Raw genomic sequence first — 16,899 nt, 5'->3', positions numbered from 1 at the left:
TCCGGTAGCGGGACGTTACATCGTTACGTAACGAACAGCCAAAACGGCGCCCAAAGGGCTGTTTCCATCGAGCGCACGTGCATCGCGTTTCAGAAAAATATCCATAGAAATCAATAGCTTGTGCTGTTGGTGGGTCGGTGGCTCAAAAGAGTTGGCGGCACGGCACGCTAGTTGCCCCTGTACATGCATCTTTTGTCACAGAGGCTGTCATGAACGCACCACAAGCACCGACCAATTCGACCGAAGGACTTGCCGCCAGTGGCGTTGCTCCTGTGGTCATCGCCCAAGCCACCAGCACACCGCTCGGCGCACCCGCAGCGATCGGCTCGTCGGCGCCTGCCGCCGCCGCGGCCCCCGCCAGCGTGGGCACATTGTCCAATGCTACGCCGGGTGTCGCGGTGATGCGCGAGGGTGTCCGCATCCCGGTGGACGGCAACCAGACCCTGATCGCGGGTGACCGCGTGATCGTTCCCGAAGGCGGCCAGGCCAACGTGCTGTTCCCCGGCTCGGCCACCAACAAGGCGCCGCTGGCCGGCGTCTTCACTGGCGGCACCGATGCCACCATCGGCTCGACCAAGCTGCCCGGCGGCCTCGAACAAGTGAATGTGGACGTCGCCTCGGGCGACCTGCAGGTGACCCCGCCGGACAGCGACGCCGATGCGGCCGCACTGGCCGTCACCAAGAAGCTCGCTGCCGGCAGCGGCATCGGGCTCGGCGAATTCGCGCTCGGCGCACTGGGCGCCGCTGCGCTCGGTGCTGCGCTGGGCGGCGGTGGCGGTGGCGACGGTGGAGTGATCCCGTTCTTCGCCGGCGGTGGTGGTGAGAGCGATGCGGATGCAGACGCCGACGCGGATGCTGATGCGGATGCCGACGGTGATGCCGATGCCGATGCCGATGCTGACGCTGATGCCGATGCCGATGCTGATGCTGATGCTGATGCTGATGCCGATGCCGATGCCGATGCTGACGCAGACGCTGATGCCGACGCAGACGCAGATGCCGACGCAGATGCCGACGCAGATGCCGACGCAGATGCCGATGCCGATGCCGATGCCGATGCCGACGGCGACAGCCTGCTCGATCCGGGCGACGGCGCAGCCGGCGGCCTGGTCGGTTCGATCGGGGACGCCGCGGGTCTCGGCGACTCGCTCGACCCCGTGCTCGGCGTGGTCGACGGCGTGACCGATGTGGTCGACGACGTGCTGGCTCCGGTGCTCGGCTCCGACTTCTCGGAGAACGATCCCAACCAGTTCGATCCGGCGGACGATTTCGTCGAAACCGTGGCTGGGGGCGTGGGCGGCGTGGCCAGCCCGATCGTCGACGGCCTCCTGGGCGAAGGCGCAACGGGCGCCCTGGTCGATCAACTGGTCAAGCAGGTCGACTACGTCACCGACGCCCTGCAGAACGGGCTGGACAACCTGGTGGGCGATGAAGGCATCGTGAGCGGCCTCACCGGCAGCCTCGGCCTGGACGGCGCCCTCGACGGCCTCGTGGGCGAAGACGGCGTGGTCGGCAACGTGGTGGAAGGCCTGCTCGGCCAGGGCAGCCTCCTCGCCGGGCTCGTCGGCGAAGAGGGCCTGGTTGGCGGCTTGCTCGCCGAAGGCGGCGCGCTCGACGGCCTCATCGGTGAGGGCAGTGCCATCGGCAGCCTGCTGGACAACGTGATCGGCGACGAAGGCATCGTCGGCGGCCTGCTGGGCGACGACGGCGCCCTTGGCGGCGTGCTCGGCGGCGTACTGGGCGAAGAGGGCCTGCTGGGCGGCCTGATCGGCGAAGGCAGCCCCGTGGGCAGCCTGCTCGGCGGCGACGGCGTGGTCGGCGGCCTGCTTGGCGGTGACGGCGCGCTGTCCGGCTTGTTGGGCAGCGACGGCCTCTCCGGCGGCCTGCTGGGCCAGGACGGCCTGGTGGACAACCTCCTGGGCGCCGACGGCGCGGTAAGCGGCCTGCTCGAAGACAGCCCGCTGGGTGGGTTGCTCGGGGGCGAAGACAGCCTGCTCGGCGGCCTGACCGATGGTGTGCTGGGTGAAGACGGCCTGCTCGGCGGTGTGCTTGGCGACGACGGCTTGGTCGGTGGCCTGCTCGGCGAAGACGGCTTGCTCGGCAGCGGCGGCGCAGTCGGCAGCCTCCTTGCCGAAGACGGCCTGCTCGGTGGCGTGCTCGGCGACGATGGATTGGTCGACAACCTGCTGGGCGATGAGGGCCTGCTGGGCGGTGTGCTCGGTGAAGACGGCTTGCTGGGTGGCCTGTTGGGCGAAGAGGGCCTCGTGGGCAATCTGCTGGGTGGCGATCTGCTCGGCGGTGATTTGCTGGGTGGCATCCTGGGTGAGGACGGTCTCCTGGGCGGCCTGCTTGGTGGCGACCTCCTGGGTGGCGACTTGCTCGGCGGTGACCTGCTCGGCGGCGTGCTGGGTGAAGACGGCCTCGTCGGCGGCCTGCTCGGTGGCGATCTCCTGGGTGGCGATCTGCTCGGAGGTGACCTGCTGGGTGGCGTGCTGGGCGAAGACGGCATCGTCGGCAACCTGCTCGGTGGCGATCTCCTGGGTGGCGATCTGCTCGGCGGTGACCTGCTGGGTGGGGTGCTGGGTGAAGACGGCCTCGTCGGCGGCCTGCTCGGTGGTGATCTCCTGGGCGGCGATCTGCTCGGCGGTGACCTGCTGGGTGGGGTGCTGGGTGAAGACGGCCTCGTCGGCGGCCTGCTCGGTGGTGATCTCCTGGGCGGCGATCTGCTCGGCGGTGACCTGCTGGGCGGTGTGCTGGGTGAAGACAGCCTCGTCGGCGGCCTGCTCGGTGGCGATCTCCTGGGTGGCGATCTGCTCGGCGGCGACTTGCTGGGTGGCGTGCTCGGCGAAGACGGCATCGTTGGCGGCTTGCTCGGTGGTGACCTCCTTGGCGACGACGGCCTCGTCGGCAGCCTGCTCGGCAGCGACGGCCTGCTTGGCGGCCTGCTGGGCGGCAGCGGCCCGGTGGCCAACATCCTGGATCCGGTGCTCGACACGGCAAGTACCGCCGGCGAGGCGCTGGCGCCCGCTGTCGCCGCTGTGTCCGAGGTGGCAGAGCCCGTGACCGACATCCTGGCCGGCGCAACCCCGACGCTCGCCCCGGCGATCGAGACCGTCCACAGCCTGGTGCACACCGTGGAGGACGCCGCTCCGATCGTGACCGACGTGGTGACCCCGATCACCAGCCTGGTGGATCAGGCCGCCGGCACCGGCAGCGTTCTCACCCCGGTGACGAACATCCTGCACGGCCTGCTGGGTTAAGGAACAAGAGCAGTAGAGGAGAAGAAAAACAACGCACCAGGGCCAGGCCGCCGCGGCCTGGCCCGCGAAAGGAATTGATATGAAGAACAGCAGCTACCGGATACTGACCATCGTCGCCCTCGCAGCAAGCCTTGCCGCTTGCGGAACGGCCTCCAAGAGCGGACGCGAGGACGCCACCTACTACTACTCGAACAAGGCGGCCCCGGTGGCGAAGGTGGAACCACCCCCGCCCGCACCGGTGCAGAACGGCCCCGTCGCGCTGAAGATCGTGTACTTCGACTTCGACAAATACGACATCAAGCCGCAGTACCGCAACGTGGTGGAAGCGCATGCGAGCTATCTCAGGAACCGTCCCGCGAGCAAGGTGGTGATCGAGGGGCACACCGACTTGCGCGGCGGCCGCGAATACAACCTCGCGCTGGGCCAGCGCCGGGCCGAATCCGTGCAGCGCGCGCTCACGCAGCTTGGCGTGCCGGGCGAACGTATCGAGGCCGTCAGCTGGGGCATTGAAAAACCCGCGTCGCTCGAAACCACCGAGGAGGGCCATCAGCTCAATCGCCGAGCCGAATTCAGCTACCGCTGAAACACGGAGAAACGCGATGCCTTCGATGGGAGTTCCCGGTCCGGGTGCGACCGGCCTCCCGCATTCGACTGGGGCCGAATGATGTCCTTCTCCGACCAGCTCCATGCCTGCCACGAGCGCCTGGTCTCGGTGTGTGCGGCGCTGCCGGCGCCTTATCCGGCCTTTACGCTTTTCTTCTCGGTGAGCGACGGGTCGCAGCGCGCGCACATGGTGCACGCGCGCGCGGCCGATTTCGAAACTGCGTGGCACGAAGGCGCCGAGGCCGTGGAGCGCTGGGTGCGCGACTGCGGCATCGTCTCGCCATGGCTGCGCATCGACTGGGTCGAGGGCGCGAGCCCGATGGACTGGGCGCAGTTCAAGGCCCAGCTCGCCGGCGTCAAGCGCAACTATTTCCGCCTCGGCCTGGCCTTCGACCAGGACTTCGAGACCGCGTTCACCGAGCAGGAGCTCAACGCCAACGCCATGCTGAGCGGTGATTCGACCATCGCGCATGCGGTGGTGAATGCACGCAACTTCGAGGCCTATGGCCAGGCGCGCTTCGCACGCGCGCTCACGCTCGAGCTGCCGGCCGACCAGCGGGTCTACCTGCTCGCGACGGTGGGCGTCTTTTGCCAGGCCGACTGCGTCGTGCACAAGCTCGTGGGCACGGGGCTCGATGCCGGGCGGCGCCAGGCGCCGGCGCTCACTCCGCAGTCGGCGCTCGACCTGGTGCGCAGCGGCGCGTCGTACCTCGCGCGCCAGGTGCAGGACGACGGGCTGTTCGTGTACGGCTACTTTCCGTGCTTCGACCGCCGTATTCCCACCTACGACGCGATGCGCCACGCGAGCGTGCTGTGCGCCATGATCGAGGCGTGGGAGCTCATGCGCGACGACAAGCTGCGCTTGGCCATCGACCGCGCGCTCGACCATCTCGCGAACACGCTCATTCGCAGCTACACGCTCGCCGACGGCACCGAGCTCGCTTTCCTCGTCGACACCGGCGAAGAGATCAAGCTGGGCGGCAATGCCGCCTGCGTGCTGGCCCTGGTGAAGTACTGCGAGGCGACGGACACGCGCGACTGGCTGCCGCTGCTGGAGAAGCTGGCGCTGGGCATCGCATCGCTGCAGGATGCCGCCACCGGCAGCTTCAGCCACGTGCTCCATGCCGGCGACCTGCGCGTCAAGCAGGCTTCGCGCGTCATCTACTACGACGGCGAGGCCGCCTACGGCCTCATGCGCCTGTACGGCCTCACGCGCGATGCACGATGGCTCGCCGTGGTCGAGAAGGCCTTCGACCACTTCATTGCAAGCCAGCACTGGCAGGCGCACGACCACTGGCTGAGCTGCTGCGTCAACGAACTCACGCGCTGGAGTCCGCAGGAAAAGTACTTTCGCTTCGGCCTGCAGAACGTGGCCGGGTACCTGGACTTCGTGCTCGACCGCAAGACCACCTTCCCGACGCTGCTCGAACTCATGCTCGCGGCCCAGCAGATGCTGCAGCGGCTCGAGGCCACGCCCGCCATGCGGCACCTGCTCGACGAGCTCGACACCGAGAAGTTCTACCGCGCGCTGGAGTACCGCGCCCACTACCTGCAGAACGGCTTCTTCTGGCCCGAGATGGCGATGTACTTTCGCCGGCCCTCCACCATCGTCGGCTCCTTCTTCATCCGGCACCACGCGTTCCGGGTGCGCATCGACGACGTGGCGCAGTATGTGTCGGGCTTCGCGGCCTATCGACGCTACCTGCTGGAGCGTCCGGCGGTGCCCGGCACCGGCAGCGCGAGAGACGACGGCGCGGCCTGGACCGCGAGCGAAATGGCGCGGGTGACCGGCGGCGAATGGGTGGTGCGCCCGGAAGACGGCTGGCGCGCCAGCGGCGTGACGCAGCGCTCTTTCCTGCGCAAGGGCCGCGTGGTGTTCGAGCACCAGACGCGGCCTTCGAAAACGCCGCTGGCCGCGGTTGCGCTCAAGGGCGTGCTGCAGCCCGCGGCCGCCGTGCTGTGCACCGATCCCGCACCGCATCTCGACAAGCGGGTTCCCGTGCTCCAGGTGCCCGACGTGCTGCAGGCCGTGCTTGCGCTGGGCGCGCATGCGCGCACCGAGTTCACGGGGCGCGTCTGCGGCGTGCTGGGCAGCGGCACGGCCGGCAGCACCGTGGCCGCGATGCTGGCCGACGCCCTGGCCGTCTGGGGTGAAGTCGGCCGGCCCGAAGGCAACGTCAGCCTGCCTTCGGGCATGGCCTGGAACCTGACCTGCATGCCGCGGCACGCGGCCTACTGGGTGCTGGAGATGGGCTCGCCGCACATGCTGGCTTCGACGCAGCTGGTGCGGCCGATGCTGGCCGTGGTGACGGGGCTTTCGGCCGCTTCGCAAAAGCACCGCGGGCCTTCGGAGGCCGCCGCGCGCATGGACAGCCGCATCTTCGAGGGCATGGCGCCCGGCGACAGCGCGGTTCTGAACCGCGACCTTCCTGAGTTCGCGACCTTCGCCGAAGCCGCCATGGCGCACCAGCTCCAGATCGTGACCTATGGCGAGCACAAGGACGCCGACGTGCGGCTGCTCGCGTTCGACCACGGCGAGGTGCAGGCGCAGGTGCTCGGCGAGCCGTTCCAGCTTCGCCTCAACGCGCCGGGGCGCCACATGGGCGTGAGCGCCGTGGCCGCGCTGGCGGCCCTGCAGGCGATGCGCCTGAAGCTGGCCGCCGCGGTCGAGCCCTTCGCGCACTTCGAGCCGCCGGGCGGGCGCGGTGCGCTGCACACCATCCATATCGGCGGGGGCAGCTTCAAGCTGATCGACGAGACCTACGACGCCAATCCAAGCTCGATGCGCGCTGCGCTCGAACTGCTGTCGCAGGCGCCCTGCGAGCCGGCACGGCGCGTGGCGATCCTCGGCGACATGCAGGAGCTCGGCCCCGCCGCGCAGCGGCACCACCTCGACCTCGAACCCGAGCTGCTGGCATCCCAGCCCGACCGCGTGCTGCTGTGCGGCCCGCTGATGCGGGCGCTGCATGCGCGCATCCGCACCAAGGTCCGGTCGCACTGGTTCGTCGATGTGTCCGATCTGTCGACCGCGCTGGGCGGTCTGCTGCAGCCGGGCGACTGGGTGCTGGCCAAGAGTTCCGCCGGTATTGGCCTGTCCAGGCTGGCCCGGGTTTTGAAAGCATTGCCATGAAACTGAACGTTCATCCGTCTCTGCCCTATCAACGCCGCGCCGCGCCGCAGCGCAGGTGGTGGTTGGGCTGGCTGCAGCTGCTCTGCGCATGGCTGCTTTGCATGTTGCTGTGCGCCAACGTTGCGCTGGCGCTGGCCCAGGGCTTGCCGAAGCAGGAGGCGACCCCGGTCGCGGCAAGAAAAGCGGTGGACTGCAGCCTGCCCGTGGAGGCCGCTGCGGCCCACGCGGAATCGGTGTCGCACACACTGCGACGTATGTCACGCTGCAGCGGGGCGTAAGAATTGATTTTGCCTTGTAACTGCGAGGTAACAGTCGATAATGACGCAGGCGTCATTGCCGGACGGATCGGCCCTTTCCCATGATCAAGTTTCTCTTGCCCAGCCAACTGGTGGCCGAGGTGCCCGAAGAATCAGGTGCGAGCCCGTACGCGGGTGCCCTGCACACTGCGTTCCGGGCCGCCTATCCCCTGGTCAAGAGCGCGGCCTGGCGTTCGCTGCCCATCAGCCTCTTTGGCCTGCTGCCGTCGATCTTCCTGCTCCAGGTGTACGACCGCGTGCTGTCGCGAAGCGGCGTCTCCACGCTGGCCGCGCTGGTGTGCGGCATCCTGTTCTTCCTCTGCATCGAGTTCTGGCTGCGCACGGGGCGCTCGCGCCTGCTGCGCAATGCGGGCGCCATCATTGACCACGGCGTGTCGGGTGCGCTGCTGCATTCGATGCTGAACCGCCCGCTGCGCGCGCTCGAGGCGCGCCCGGCCTCGATGTGGCACCAGTTCTTCCGCGACGTGGCCTCGGTGCGCGGCACCGTCACGGGCGGCCTGGCGCAATCGATCTTCGATCTGCCGATGGCGGTCTTTGCACTGGCCGTGATCGGCATCGTGGCCTTGCCGGTCCTGCCGGTGGTGGTGCTGTTCCTTGCCATCATGGTCTTCCTTGCCTGGTGGTGGGCCGACGAGGTGCGCAGCGGGCGGGTCGAGGAAGTGCAGCGCGGCCGTGGCCTCGACCGCATGACCTCGGAAATCTGCAACGCGCGCGAAACGCTCAAGACGCAGTCGAACGACGGCCCCACCATCGAGATGTGGCGCCAGACCTACAACGCCTGGCTGAGCGAAAGCTTCAGCAAGAACGGGCAGATCGAAACCGCGCGCGACGGCACCACCGTGCTGATGATGGTCTTCTCGGTCATCGTGGTCACGGTGGGCGCCATTTCGGTGATGGAGCAATGGATGACGGTGGGCGGCCTGGTCGCCTCCAACATGCTGGCCCTCAAGGCGCTGCAGCCGGTGGCCGGCCTGGTCTCGAGCTGGCGTTCGCTGGCTGCCGCCAAGGAAGCGGCGAAGCGGCTCGAGAAGGTGCTCGGCGAGCCGGTCGAAAAAGCGCCCACGGGCATGACGCTGCCGCAGCCGCTGGGCCGTGTCACGCTGAAGGACGTGAGCTTCAGCTTCACGGAAGACGCGCACAGGCCGGTGCTCGAGAACGTCGACCTCGACATCGGGCCGGGCGGCCTGCACGTGATCGTCGGGCGCAACGGCGCCGGCAAGTCGACGCTGGTCAAGCTGCTCTCGGGCCTGTACACGCCCACGCGCGGCGTCATCAGCATCGGCGAGTACGACCTCTCGCAGTTCGGCCGCGAAGAGCTCTCGCGCTGGATCAGCTATCTCTCGCAGGAGGTCTACTGGTTCGGCGGCCCGCTGATCGACACCATGCGCCGCACGGCCCCGGGCCAGACCGACGAGCAGGTGGTGGCGGCCTGCAAGCTCTCGGGCGCGCACGACTTCATCTCGCGCATGCCCGACGGCTACCGCACCGTGGTGGGCGAGGGCGGCACCGGCCTTTCGGTGGGCGAGCGGCGCAAGCTCGCGCTGGCCATGAGCTTCCTGCGCAAGCCCTCGGTGCTGGTGCTCGACGAGCCCAGCAACGACCTCGACTTCCAGAGCGAGCGCACGCTGCTTGCCACGCTGCTCGCGGTGGCCAAGGTGCGCACCGTGGTGGTGGTCACGCATTCGCTGCGCATCGTGTCGGCGGCCAGCGTGGTCTATCACGTGACGGGGCAGGGCAATGTCGAGCAGGGAACAGCCGCCGTCATGGTGCCGAAGCTCTTCGGCGTGAAGAAGGCACTGGTGGCGCTCCCCGATTCCACCGCGGGCGACGACGATGCCGAGGCGCATTCGCAGCAGGGTGTCGCCGCCAACCGTTCCATGGCTTGAGCAGCCGATCGATTCGAAGAGTAATTGGGGACCGCGACTTGAAATCAGATTTGCCGCAGATACTTCAGGACGAGGATCAGAAGCGCGCAGCGCACACATCGCCCGAGGGCAGGCGCCGCCAGTGGGTGATTGGCGGGGTGGTCGCGGTGCTGGCCGTTGTCGGCCTGGGCTTTCCCATGGAAACCGTGGTGGTGGCGCCGGGCCGCGTGATTCCGTCGGACCGCGTCAAGTCGATCCAGCATCTGGAAGGCGGCATCGTCAGCAACGTGCTGGTCAAGGAAGGCGACAGGGTCAAGCAGGGCCAGCCGCTGGTGGAGATCGACCTTGGCGGCAGCGGCCTCAATTTCGAGGAGCTCACCGCGCGCTATGCCGCCACCCAGGCCACCCGCATCCGGCTCATGGCCGAGAGCCGCGGCCAGCCGCTCAAGCGCGAGAGCTTTGCCGCCGACATCGACGAGAGCGTGCTCGACGGCGAGACCGGTGCCTACGAGGCGCGCGCGCTCGAGCAGCGCGGCGTGATGGCCGGCGCGGTGTCGGGCCTGGAGGGGGCGCGTAGCAAGCTGCTCGAGCAGCAGGCCAAGGTCAAGGGCCTGAACGACCGCCTCGCATTGATGCAGAAGGAACTCGAGATCTCGGAACAGCTGCTCAACGAAAAGCTGGTCGGACAGGTCGAGGTGCTTGAGAAGCGGCGGCAGGTCGAAGGCGTGCGAAGCGAGCTGGCCGTGGCACGCCAGGGTGCCATTTCCGCGAGCGCCGCCATCACCGAGGCGCAGGCCAAGATGGCCGAGGCCGAAGGCCGCTTCCGGCGCCGCGCGTCCGACGAACTGGCCACCGTGGAGCGCCAGTTCGCAAGCCTGAACGAAGACCTCGCGCGTGCACGCACCCAGCGCTCCCGCACGATGGTGAAGGCGCCCGCCGACGGCATCGTCAAGGGGCTACGCAGCGCCAGCCCGGGCTGGGTCATCAAGCCCGGCGAGGCCATCATGGAAGTGGTGCCCGACAAGGACGAGGTCATGATCGAGGCGCGCCTGAATCCGAACGACCGCGGCTTCGTCGAGGTCGGCCAGGCTGCGCGCGTGAAGATCACGGCCTACGACTACCTGCGCTACGGTGCGGTCGAAGGCAAGGTCACCCTGGTGGCCGCCGATGCCGACCGCGACCCGGCCATCGCCAACTCGGCGCCGTACTACCGCATCCTCATCAGCACCGACCAGGCCTACGTGGGGCGCGAAGAAAACCGCGTCACCGCCGGCATGGAGTCCGAGGTCGACCTGAAGGTGGGCACCGATCCGTTCATCTGGTACATCCTTCGTCCGGTGCTCAAGCTGCGGCGCGAAGCCTTCCGCGAACCATGATGGGCAGCAACGTGGCTGGCCGGCGCCGAACGGGCCCCGGTGTTCTTTGCGCAGTGCTGTGCGCGAGCTTCGCGCTTCCTCCTGGCGCCATCGCGCAGGAGGCGCCGGCGCAGCTTGTGCCGGCGCGCCGCCTTTCCGCGCCATCGCTCGGCGCCGCGAGCTATGCGCAGCGCGTGAAGCAGGCGCTCATTGCGTTGTCGCAGGACTACCCCGAAGTGCAGACCGCGCAAGCCGCCGCCAACACCAGCAGCTTTGGCGTGGATGCCGCCAAGAAGGCCCGCTACCCGCGCTTCAAGATGGGCACCGCGTCCGGCACCTACAACAGCGGCGCGGACAACGCCAAGACCGAGAACTACACCGTGCTGACCGCCGAGGCGCGCCTGAGCCTGATCGACGGCGGCGCCATGAATGCGGCGGTGCGTGCCGCCGAGGCCGGCAACCAGGCCGACGACGAGGCCGTCGTGACCACCTCGCAGAAGGTGGTGCTCGATGCGCTGACCGCCTACCTGCAGGTGCAGCGCTTCGATCTCAAGAAACAGATCGCGCGCAAGTCCACCGAGGTGGTGGCCGAGCTTTCGAAGGCCGAAGCCCGCCGCGTTGCGCTTGGCGCTGCCGGCGAGAACGACCTGAACATGGCGGCTGCGCGCCGCGCCAGCGTGGCCGCGCGCGAGTCCGACTTCCAGGCGCAGCGCGACGAGGCGCTGGCCAAGTTCAACACCTACTTCAGGTTCACGCCCAATACCGACTCGCTGCCCGTGCTGGCGGCGCCCGCGTTCTGGCGCATCGCTTCGCAGGAAGAGGCCTTGCGCCGTGCCGAGGAGCGCAGCACCGAAATCGCCGAAGCCAAGGGCCGCGTGGCACGCGCCCAGGCCCTGGTCGACCAGCAGGAGGCCAGCATCTGGCCGACCGTGGACGCGGTGGTCGTCAAGAGCAAGGACCCGCGCGGCGTGTCGCCGCAGGACCCGACGCGCGCGGCCTTCGAGCTCAACTGGAACTTCGGCAACGGCTTCGACCGCCAGCTGCGCCTGAAGTCGGCCCTGGCCGAAGTCGCCAACCAGGAAGCCAAGCTCGAAGGCGTGAAGCTCAATCTGCTGGAGCTCACCTCGGCCTCATGGGCGCGCACCGTGTCCGGACGCGAGCGCGAGCGGCAGCTGATGGAAGCCGTCAGCACATCGGGCCAGGCCTTTCGCGGGCGCCGCCGGCTGATGGAATTCGGCCGCGAAACACTGCCCGCCGTGCTCGACGCGCAGCTCGACTACTACAACCTGCTGTTCGACTACGTCGACGCCGTGTTCGACCTGCGCATCACCGAGCTGCGCCTCGCGCGCACCACCGGCGAACTGCGCATCGACCCCGATGCGAGCAATGCCTGGATCGACCGCATCTTCGGCCCGCCGAACCGCCCCGCCTTGAGCGAAGACGGCCTGCTCACCGCGCTGTGCATCTCGAGCAACGCAGGCTGCGCCAGCGAGCCTGTCACCGACCGCGGTGCCACCGCAACCGCGGCGAACCCGCCGCTGCGCCGGGCCGCACGGCTGGCGAACCGCTGATCGCTAGTCAGTCAGACCAAAGCGAGTTCAGACATCCTCGGGGATGCCTGGCTCGCCGTCGAGGATCTGGTACTTGCGCATCTTTTCCCACAGCACCTTGCGGCTGATGCCCAGGTGCTGCGCGGTGTCCTGGCGCTTCCAGTCGTTGATCTCCAGCGCCGCGATGATGCGGTTGCGCTCGCTGCTGTTCCATCCCTTGCGGTCGCCGTTGCTGTCGAGCGCCACGCCGTTCATGGTGCCTCCGCCATGGCCGTTGCGCTCCGCCGCGCCTGCTGCCAGCGTCGGCGTGCCGCGCGTGAGCGCAATGGCGCGCTGGATCAGGTTCTGGTCCCAGCTGTGCAGCTGCCGCGCAATCACGCCCACCCGCTCGGCCAGGTTGCGCAGCTGCCGCACGTTGCCGGGAAAGTAGGTCTCCGCCACCGCATCGCTGAGCCAGTGCGGCGTTTCTCCAAGCGTCTCGAGTTCGTCGCCCAGCACATTGGCCAGCAGCGCCTTGAAGATCGCGATCTTGTCGATCTCCCCGCGCTCCTCCAGGCTGGGCACGTGCAGCTCGATCACCGCGAGCCGGTAGAACAGGTCGGCGCGGAACTCGCCGCTTGCCACCATCTCGCGCAGGTTGCGATTGGTGGCCGCCACCAGCCGAAAGTCGACCCGGATCGGCGCCGTGGCGCCCAACCGCGTGACCGCGTTGTCTTCCAGCACGCGCAGCAGTTTCACCTGCTGGTAGCGCGGCAGATCGCCGATCTCGTCGAGGAACAGCGTGCCGCCCGTGGCCTGCTCGAAATAGCCGCGGTGCGCATGCACGGCGCCGGTGAACGAGCCCTTGGTGTGGCCGAAGAAGAGCGATTCGAACAGGCCATCGGGAATCGCGCCGCAGTTCACCGCCACGAACGCGCCCTTGCTGTAGTGCTGGTGCCCGAGGTGGAGCTGCTGCGCGATGCGCTCCTTGCCCACGCCCGTTTCGCCGCGCACCAGCACGCTGTGGTTGCAATCGGCAAAGGCAGTCACTTCGGCCAACAGCGATTTCATCGCATCCGAATGCGCCACCAGCACATCGGGCGCCTGCGGCGCCACGTCGCGCGCGCGCAGCTGCCGAACCAGCTTGGCCACCATTGTGCGCAGCTCGGCGCAGGTGAAGTCGTAGGGCAGCACGTGCAGGTACTCGGGCGGATACGTGCGCGAATCCCGCTCCCGCGAGGCCGCCGCCACCCAGATCACCGGCATGCCCTGCAGCAGCTCGGTGGCGTGCGCCAGGCCACCGCTGTCGATCACCGTGACACTGAGGATGGCAACCGAAGGCCGAAGCGCAGTGCCGCGGTCCTGCTGCGGCGGCGGCAAACCATCGGCCCGGATCACCTCCACGTCGAAGCTCGCCATGCACCGCGCGATACGGTCGAGGATGTCGGCCTTGCCTTCCCAGACAAAGAGGTCGAGTTCGTCGAAGTTGGAGGGGGAGCTCATCTCGAAGGAATCGGCATTTCAGTAAACAAGCTCGGCACTACCGGCGCATGTCAGTCGCGAGCCCACTTCGGTTTGTGCCAAGTTTGTTCCAAGCACATCACGAAGCAGAGTATTGACGAGCGGATCGAGCAAGGGGGTAAGCACGCCGGATATCACGCCCTGCAAGACGTCAATGACTGTACCCAGGACATTGGTCAGGGCCGTAAGTACGCTTTGCAAGCCCCCATTGGGGCTTCCTGTTGGTGGAATGGGATTCAGAAGATTGAGTCCCTCAAGGGTGGAGCTCAAGCTATTAACGATGTTCTGCGATGAAACGGGGAGGTATGGCGTCTCACGTTCCAGATCCGCGAGATCTGGTGGGTCTGAAAAGACCTGTGCTGCAGTCGTTTCAGCAACAGGTATTTCCGCTTTGATCCCGAGCCCGCCGCCATAAAAGGCTTTGCGATGTGCCTCGTCGCAGGACACAGGAATTAGGCCAACCAGAAGGCGAGTGCACTTGAGAGACCCGATGTCGATTATGGGAACAGAACTCACGGCCGGTGGAGCATTTGATGCAAAGACCTTGTTCTTGGCATCTTCGGCAGAGTCCCCCATTTTCCCGATGCGAAGCGTGGCTGCTGCTGTTGTTGTTTGGGTCACCAGAGTCTTGGCCGCGGCAGGGCAGCTGAAATCCGTGACGCGAGACTCGCCACCTCCTGCATCGAGGTTGATGTCCAGGCGCAGTGGTGCAGGAAGGATATCAACGTCAGTGACGTCTTTCGTGCATGCGATCAGGCAACTAAGAACGTCGGCAAGGACATCCAGCTTCAGACTCAACAAGCTATTCAGAAGATCTGTGACGGGCGAGATCAGCGTCGTTACCGCATTGACCAGATTCGACACACCATTGAGCGCAGGCAACTCAATGGAAACCAATGTCCGAATCTGAGCTGTTCGCACATAGATTTGATTGGGGCCGGTAGGATCAAGTTTGGCCAGCGCAGGATTACCAATGGCAGAGACTTGAGGAGGTTCGATAACCCTCAGATTGGTCGTGACCGTCAAGGCGCCCGGAACGGCGAGAGGGATGCTGGCCACCAGCGCATTCTTGCCGTTCGCAATCTGAACGACTCCCTGAATCAGCTGAAACAATTGAAGGTCGGCATTGAGCCCGGCGGCCGTTGAACCGGTCTGCACACCGAGCAAATCTCCAAGCTTGACAACGACCGGTGAGGCTTCTGCGGCGAGTTGAATCAGGCCGAGCGCCTGGATTGCTGCGGTTGCCGTACTGCCGCTTTTCTCTAGCGCGTGGATCATTGCCTTGATCAGAACGCCGACACTGACGTCCGTGCCAAGAACTTGGTCGTACTTGCCGACACCGATGCCAAGGTCGATGCCGAGTTGGTCCACGAATGTGAGCAACTTGATATTCGTATCGACGAGTCCTTGCCACCCTCCGATTCCAATGGCGAGGCTTCCACCGCCGAGAAGACCACCAAAGACACTATTCAGTAAGGCCGAACGCGTCGAGTCTACAGTCAAGAGGGTGCTGCGAATCGACAGCAATGCGGCGGGATCTCGCAGTGCAGCGAGCGCTTCGACACTAATCGTCTTGCCTTGATTTCCCGAGATTCCGGAGAGAAGAAGCGGTGGTGCTCGCGAGATGCTGACGCGAACCGCATTGAATTTCTCGCCACCAATGGGAGCGCCGAAGTGAGGTGCAGTAGGCCGTAGCGACGGATCCCAGCGCCCGCATGTTATGTCCGAGGCAGTGAGCGCAAAGCCCGTTGGCAGATTCTGCGAAGCGTTATTGATTGCAGCGGAAATGGCATCAACACAGCTGTCCGGCTGAATCGACTGTGCTCCGGCCAGCGCTGCCAAGTCCGCAGATTTCTGAAACTCGCGTTTCATGTAGAAGAGGTAACCCAATTCCGTTCCGACCAATGTGATGATGATCAAGCTCAACGCAATTGCAGTGTTAATGAGGACCGAACCTCGATTGCGTCGGTGCGCTGCTTGGCGGAAGGCGGCGATGGATCTCGTAGTCATCTTGTTGGATATCTCACGACGGTCGAAGCGCCGCGGTGGCGCTGCTCCGTAAGTTGTCCGGCACCCAACTGGTATCCAGCAACGACACAGAAGGCAGGATGCGATTGTTCTTATAGAGGTAGGTGACAGTCACTACACAACTCGTAGCGCCCGGCGTGGCCGAGCAAGGGGTGACCGTGACGTTGGTAGAGAGCCAAGTCTTTCTGCTGGCCATGTCGGCATTGAAGGAGATGGGAACGACAAGTGAGCGCGCAAGCGAATCGAAAACGACTTGGCGAACGCTCTCCTGATCCGGTGGTTGCGGCAGCAGCATCGCCGCGCGTGCGCCATCTTCTGCGGCGCGTGAGACGGCTTGCTGCGTGTAGAAGATCGCGCCAAAGGTCACCAGTCCGTACATCACAAGAAAGAGAAATACGAAAACGAAGGCGAACTCGATAGCGGCAACACCGCGCTGGAGGCCGAGAGCGGTGGTTCTGGTACGCAGTCGGATGCTTGTGGCGGACATGACTTTCACCTCAACTCAAGCAGCATGCTCGCTTTGCCGGCGATCTGGGTCGGCACGGCGAAGCTCGGCAAAGGAGGCAGCAGCGATCCAAGGTTGTTGGCTTGTACGAGAACTTCGACTTGGCATCGTTGGCTCCATGACGGTCCGCAAGTGATAGGGGAGCATTGGTTGACTCCTTCAACTCGACAGATCTGTGCCGACACGGTGGGCTTCACTACTTGCGGCATCCAGTTGCTTTGAGAGGTTGCGACATCTGCTGCGTGCTTTCTTCGGTCCTCCAGACTGCTCTGATATTGAAGCGCCGCTCTCGCGCCGTCTTCGGCCGCGTTCTGCAGGCCGAGCCGGAACGCGAACAGCATCCCGTAGCAGATGACGGCATAGAGGATGCTGAAGAAGACCATGAACACCACCGCGAACTCAATTGCATACACGCCGCGCTGGCGGCGTGGTGAGAGTGCGCGGATGGTCTTCATTGGGCGCAATGAGTCAGGTGCTGTGGCGGCTTACTTTGCGCCGCCGCTACCGGCGGTGGTCTTGACCGTCGAACTCAAACGTTCCGGTATCGGAAACTCGAAACTCTTCAGATAGCGTTCATAGCTACGCTGCGCCACGCTTCCCCCGATGGGGCGCGGTGTTTTGGACGCGATATCGCCACTGCGCTGCCAAGCCAGCAAGCCTTGGGTGGCGTCACCCACTTGTAGCGGCGCATAGTCAAGCTCCTCGGCATCCTCTGCGTTCGCGGCTTCGTTCTGAGGCGGATTGGTCGACGCTTTAGGCGTGGCCTGCGTGGTTTCCACCGTGGAA

General features: G+C 66.0%; 12 protein-coding genes. 7 read left to right on the top strand and 5 right to left on the bottom strand.

All coding sequences use genetic code 11. The features are described from left to right. Window positions 1–209: 209 nt before the first annotated feature. From VAPA_RS22855 to VAPA_RS22825, 7 genes are all read left to right on the top strand, one after another. Window positions 210–3,260, top strand: coding sequence for a hypothetical protein (locus tag VAPA_RS22855; protein ID WP_021009145.1), 3,051 nt, complete (start codon window positions 210–212; stop codon window positions 3,258–3,260). A 79-nt stretch (window positions 3,261–3,339) separates the two neighbouring features. Next, on the top strand, window positions 3,340–3,843 hold the full coding sequence (gene pal / locus VAPA_RS22850; RefSeq protein ID WP_021009144.1) for a peptidoglycan-associated lipoprotein Pal: 504 nt from the start codon (window positions 3,340–3,342) through the stop codon (window positions 3,841–3,843). A gap of 78 nt (window positions 3,844–3,921) precedes the next feature. After that, a complete protein-coding gene (locus VAPA_RS22845) occupies window positions 3,922–6,993 on the top strand; it encodes a glutamate ligase domain-containing protein (RefSeq protein WP_021009143.1) in 3,072 nt (1,023 codons plus the stop codon). Next, window positions 6,990–7,271 (top strand): hypothetical protein, encoded by a 282-nt coding sequence (locus VAPA_RS34030; RefSeq protein WP_021009142.1) that lies wholly within the window; start codon window positions 6,990–6,992, stop codon window positions 7,269–7,271. The genes VAPA_RS22845 and VAPA_RS34030 overlap by 4 nt, the downstream gene beginning before the upstream one ends. Before the next feature lie 80 nt (window positions 7,272–7,351). After that, window positions 7,352–9,196 carry a peptidase domain-containing ABC transporter gene (locus tag VAPA_RS22835; RefSeq protein WP_021009141.1) on the top strand — a complete coding sequence of 615 codons (1,845 nt, stop codon included), beginning with the start codon at window positions 7,352–7,354 and terminating at the stop codon, window positions 9,194–9,196. Between the two features lie 38 nt (window positions 9,197–9,234). Further along, window positions 9,235–10,551 carry an HlyD family type I secretion periplasmic adaptor subunit gene (locus VAPA_RS22830; RefSeq protein WP_021009140.1) on the top strand — a complete coding sequence of 439 codons (1,317 nt, stop codon included), beginning with the start codon at window positions 9,235–9,237 and terminating at the stop codon, window positions 10,549–10,551. Further along, window positions 10,548–12,101, top strand: coding sequence for a TolC family protein (locus VAPA_RS22825; protein WP_021009139.1), 1,554 nt, complete (start codon window positions 10,548–10,550; stop codon window positions 12,099–12,101). Before VAPA_RS22830 ends, VAPA_RS22825 begins: the two co-directional genes overlap by 4 nt. Window positions 12,102–12,128: 27 nt before the next feature. Here VAPA_RS22825 and VAPA_RS22820 read toward each other — a convergent pair whose 3' ends face one another. The 5 genes from VAPA_RS22820 to VAPA_RS34020 are packed head-to-tail and all read right to left on the bottom strand — an operon-like array spanning window position 12,129 to window position 16,892. Beyond that, window positions 12,129–13,562: a sigma 54-interacting transcriptional regulator gene (locus tag VAPA_RS22820; RefSeq protein ID WP_021009138.1), complete on the bottom strand. Its 1,434-nt coding sequence runs from the start codon at window positions 13,560–13,562 to the stop codon at window positions 12,129–12,131. 18 nt (window positions 13,563–13,580) lie between these two features. Beyond that, entirely contained in the window at window positions 13,581–15,590 is a 2,010-nt protein-coding gene (locus VAPA_RS34025; RefSeq protein WP_021009137.1) for a TadG family pilus assembly protein, read from the bottom strand. Window positions 15,591–15,603: 13 nt separating this feature from the next. Then, window positions 15,604–16,095: a TadE/TadG family type IV pilus assembly protein gene (locus VAPA_RS22810; protein ID WP_021009136.1), complete on the bottom strand. Its 492-nt coding sequence runs from the start codon at window positions 16,093–16,095 to the stop codon at window positions 15,604–15,606. A gap of 5 nt (window positions 16,096–16,100) precedes the next feature. Then, window positions 16,101–16,568 (bottom strand): TadE/TadG family type IV pilus assembly protein, encoded by a 468-nt coding sequence (locus VAPA_RS22805; protein ID WP_021009135.1) that lies wholly within the window; start codon window positions 16,566–16,568, stop codon window positions 16,101–16,103. A 30-nt stretch (window positions 16,569–16,598) separates the two neighbouring features. Continuing rightward, window positions 16,599–16,892, bottom strand: coding sequence for a DUF3613 domain-containing protein (locus VAPA_RS34020; protein WP_230558917.1), 294 nt, complete (start codon window positions 16,890–16,892; stop codon window positions 16,599–16,601). Between the last annotated feature and the right edge of the window lie 7 nt (window positions 16,893–16,899).

Source organism: Variovorax paradoxus B4, assembly GCF_000463015.1.
GTDB lineage: Bacteria > Pseudomonadota > Gammaproteobacteria > Burkholderiales > Burkholderiaceae_C > Variovorax > Variovorax paradoxus_E.
This window is presented reverse-complemented; position numbering and strand designations above follow the sequence as displayed.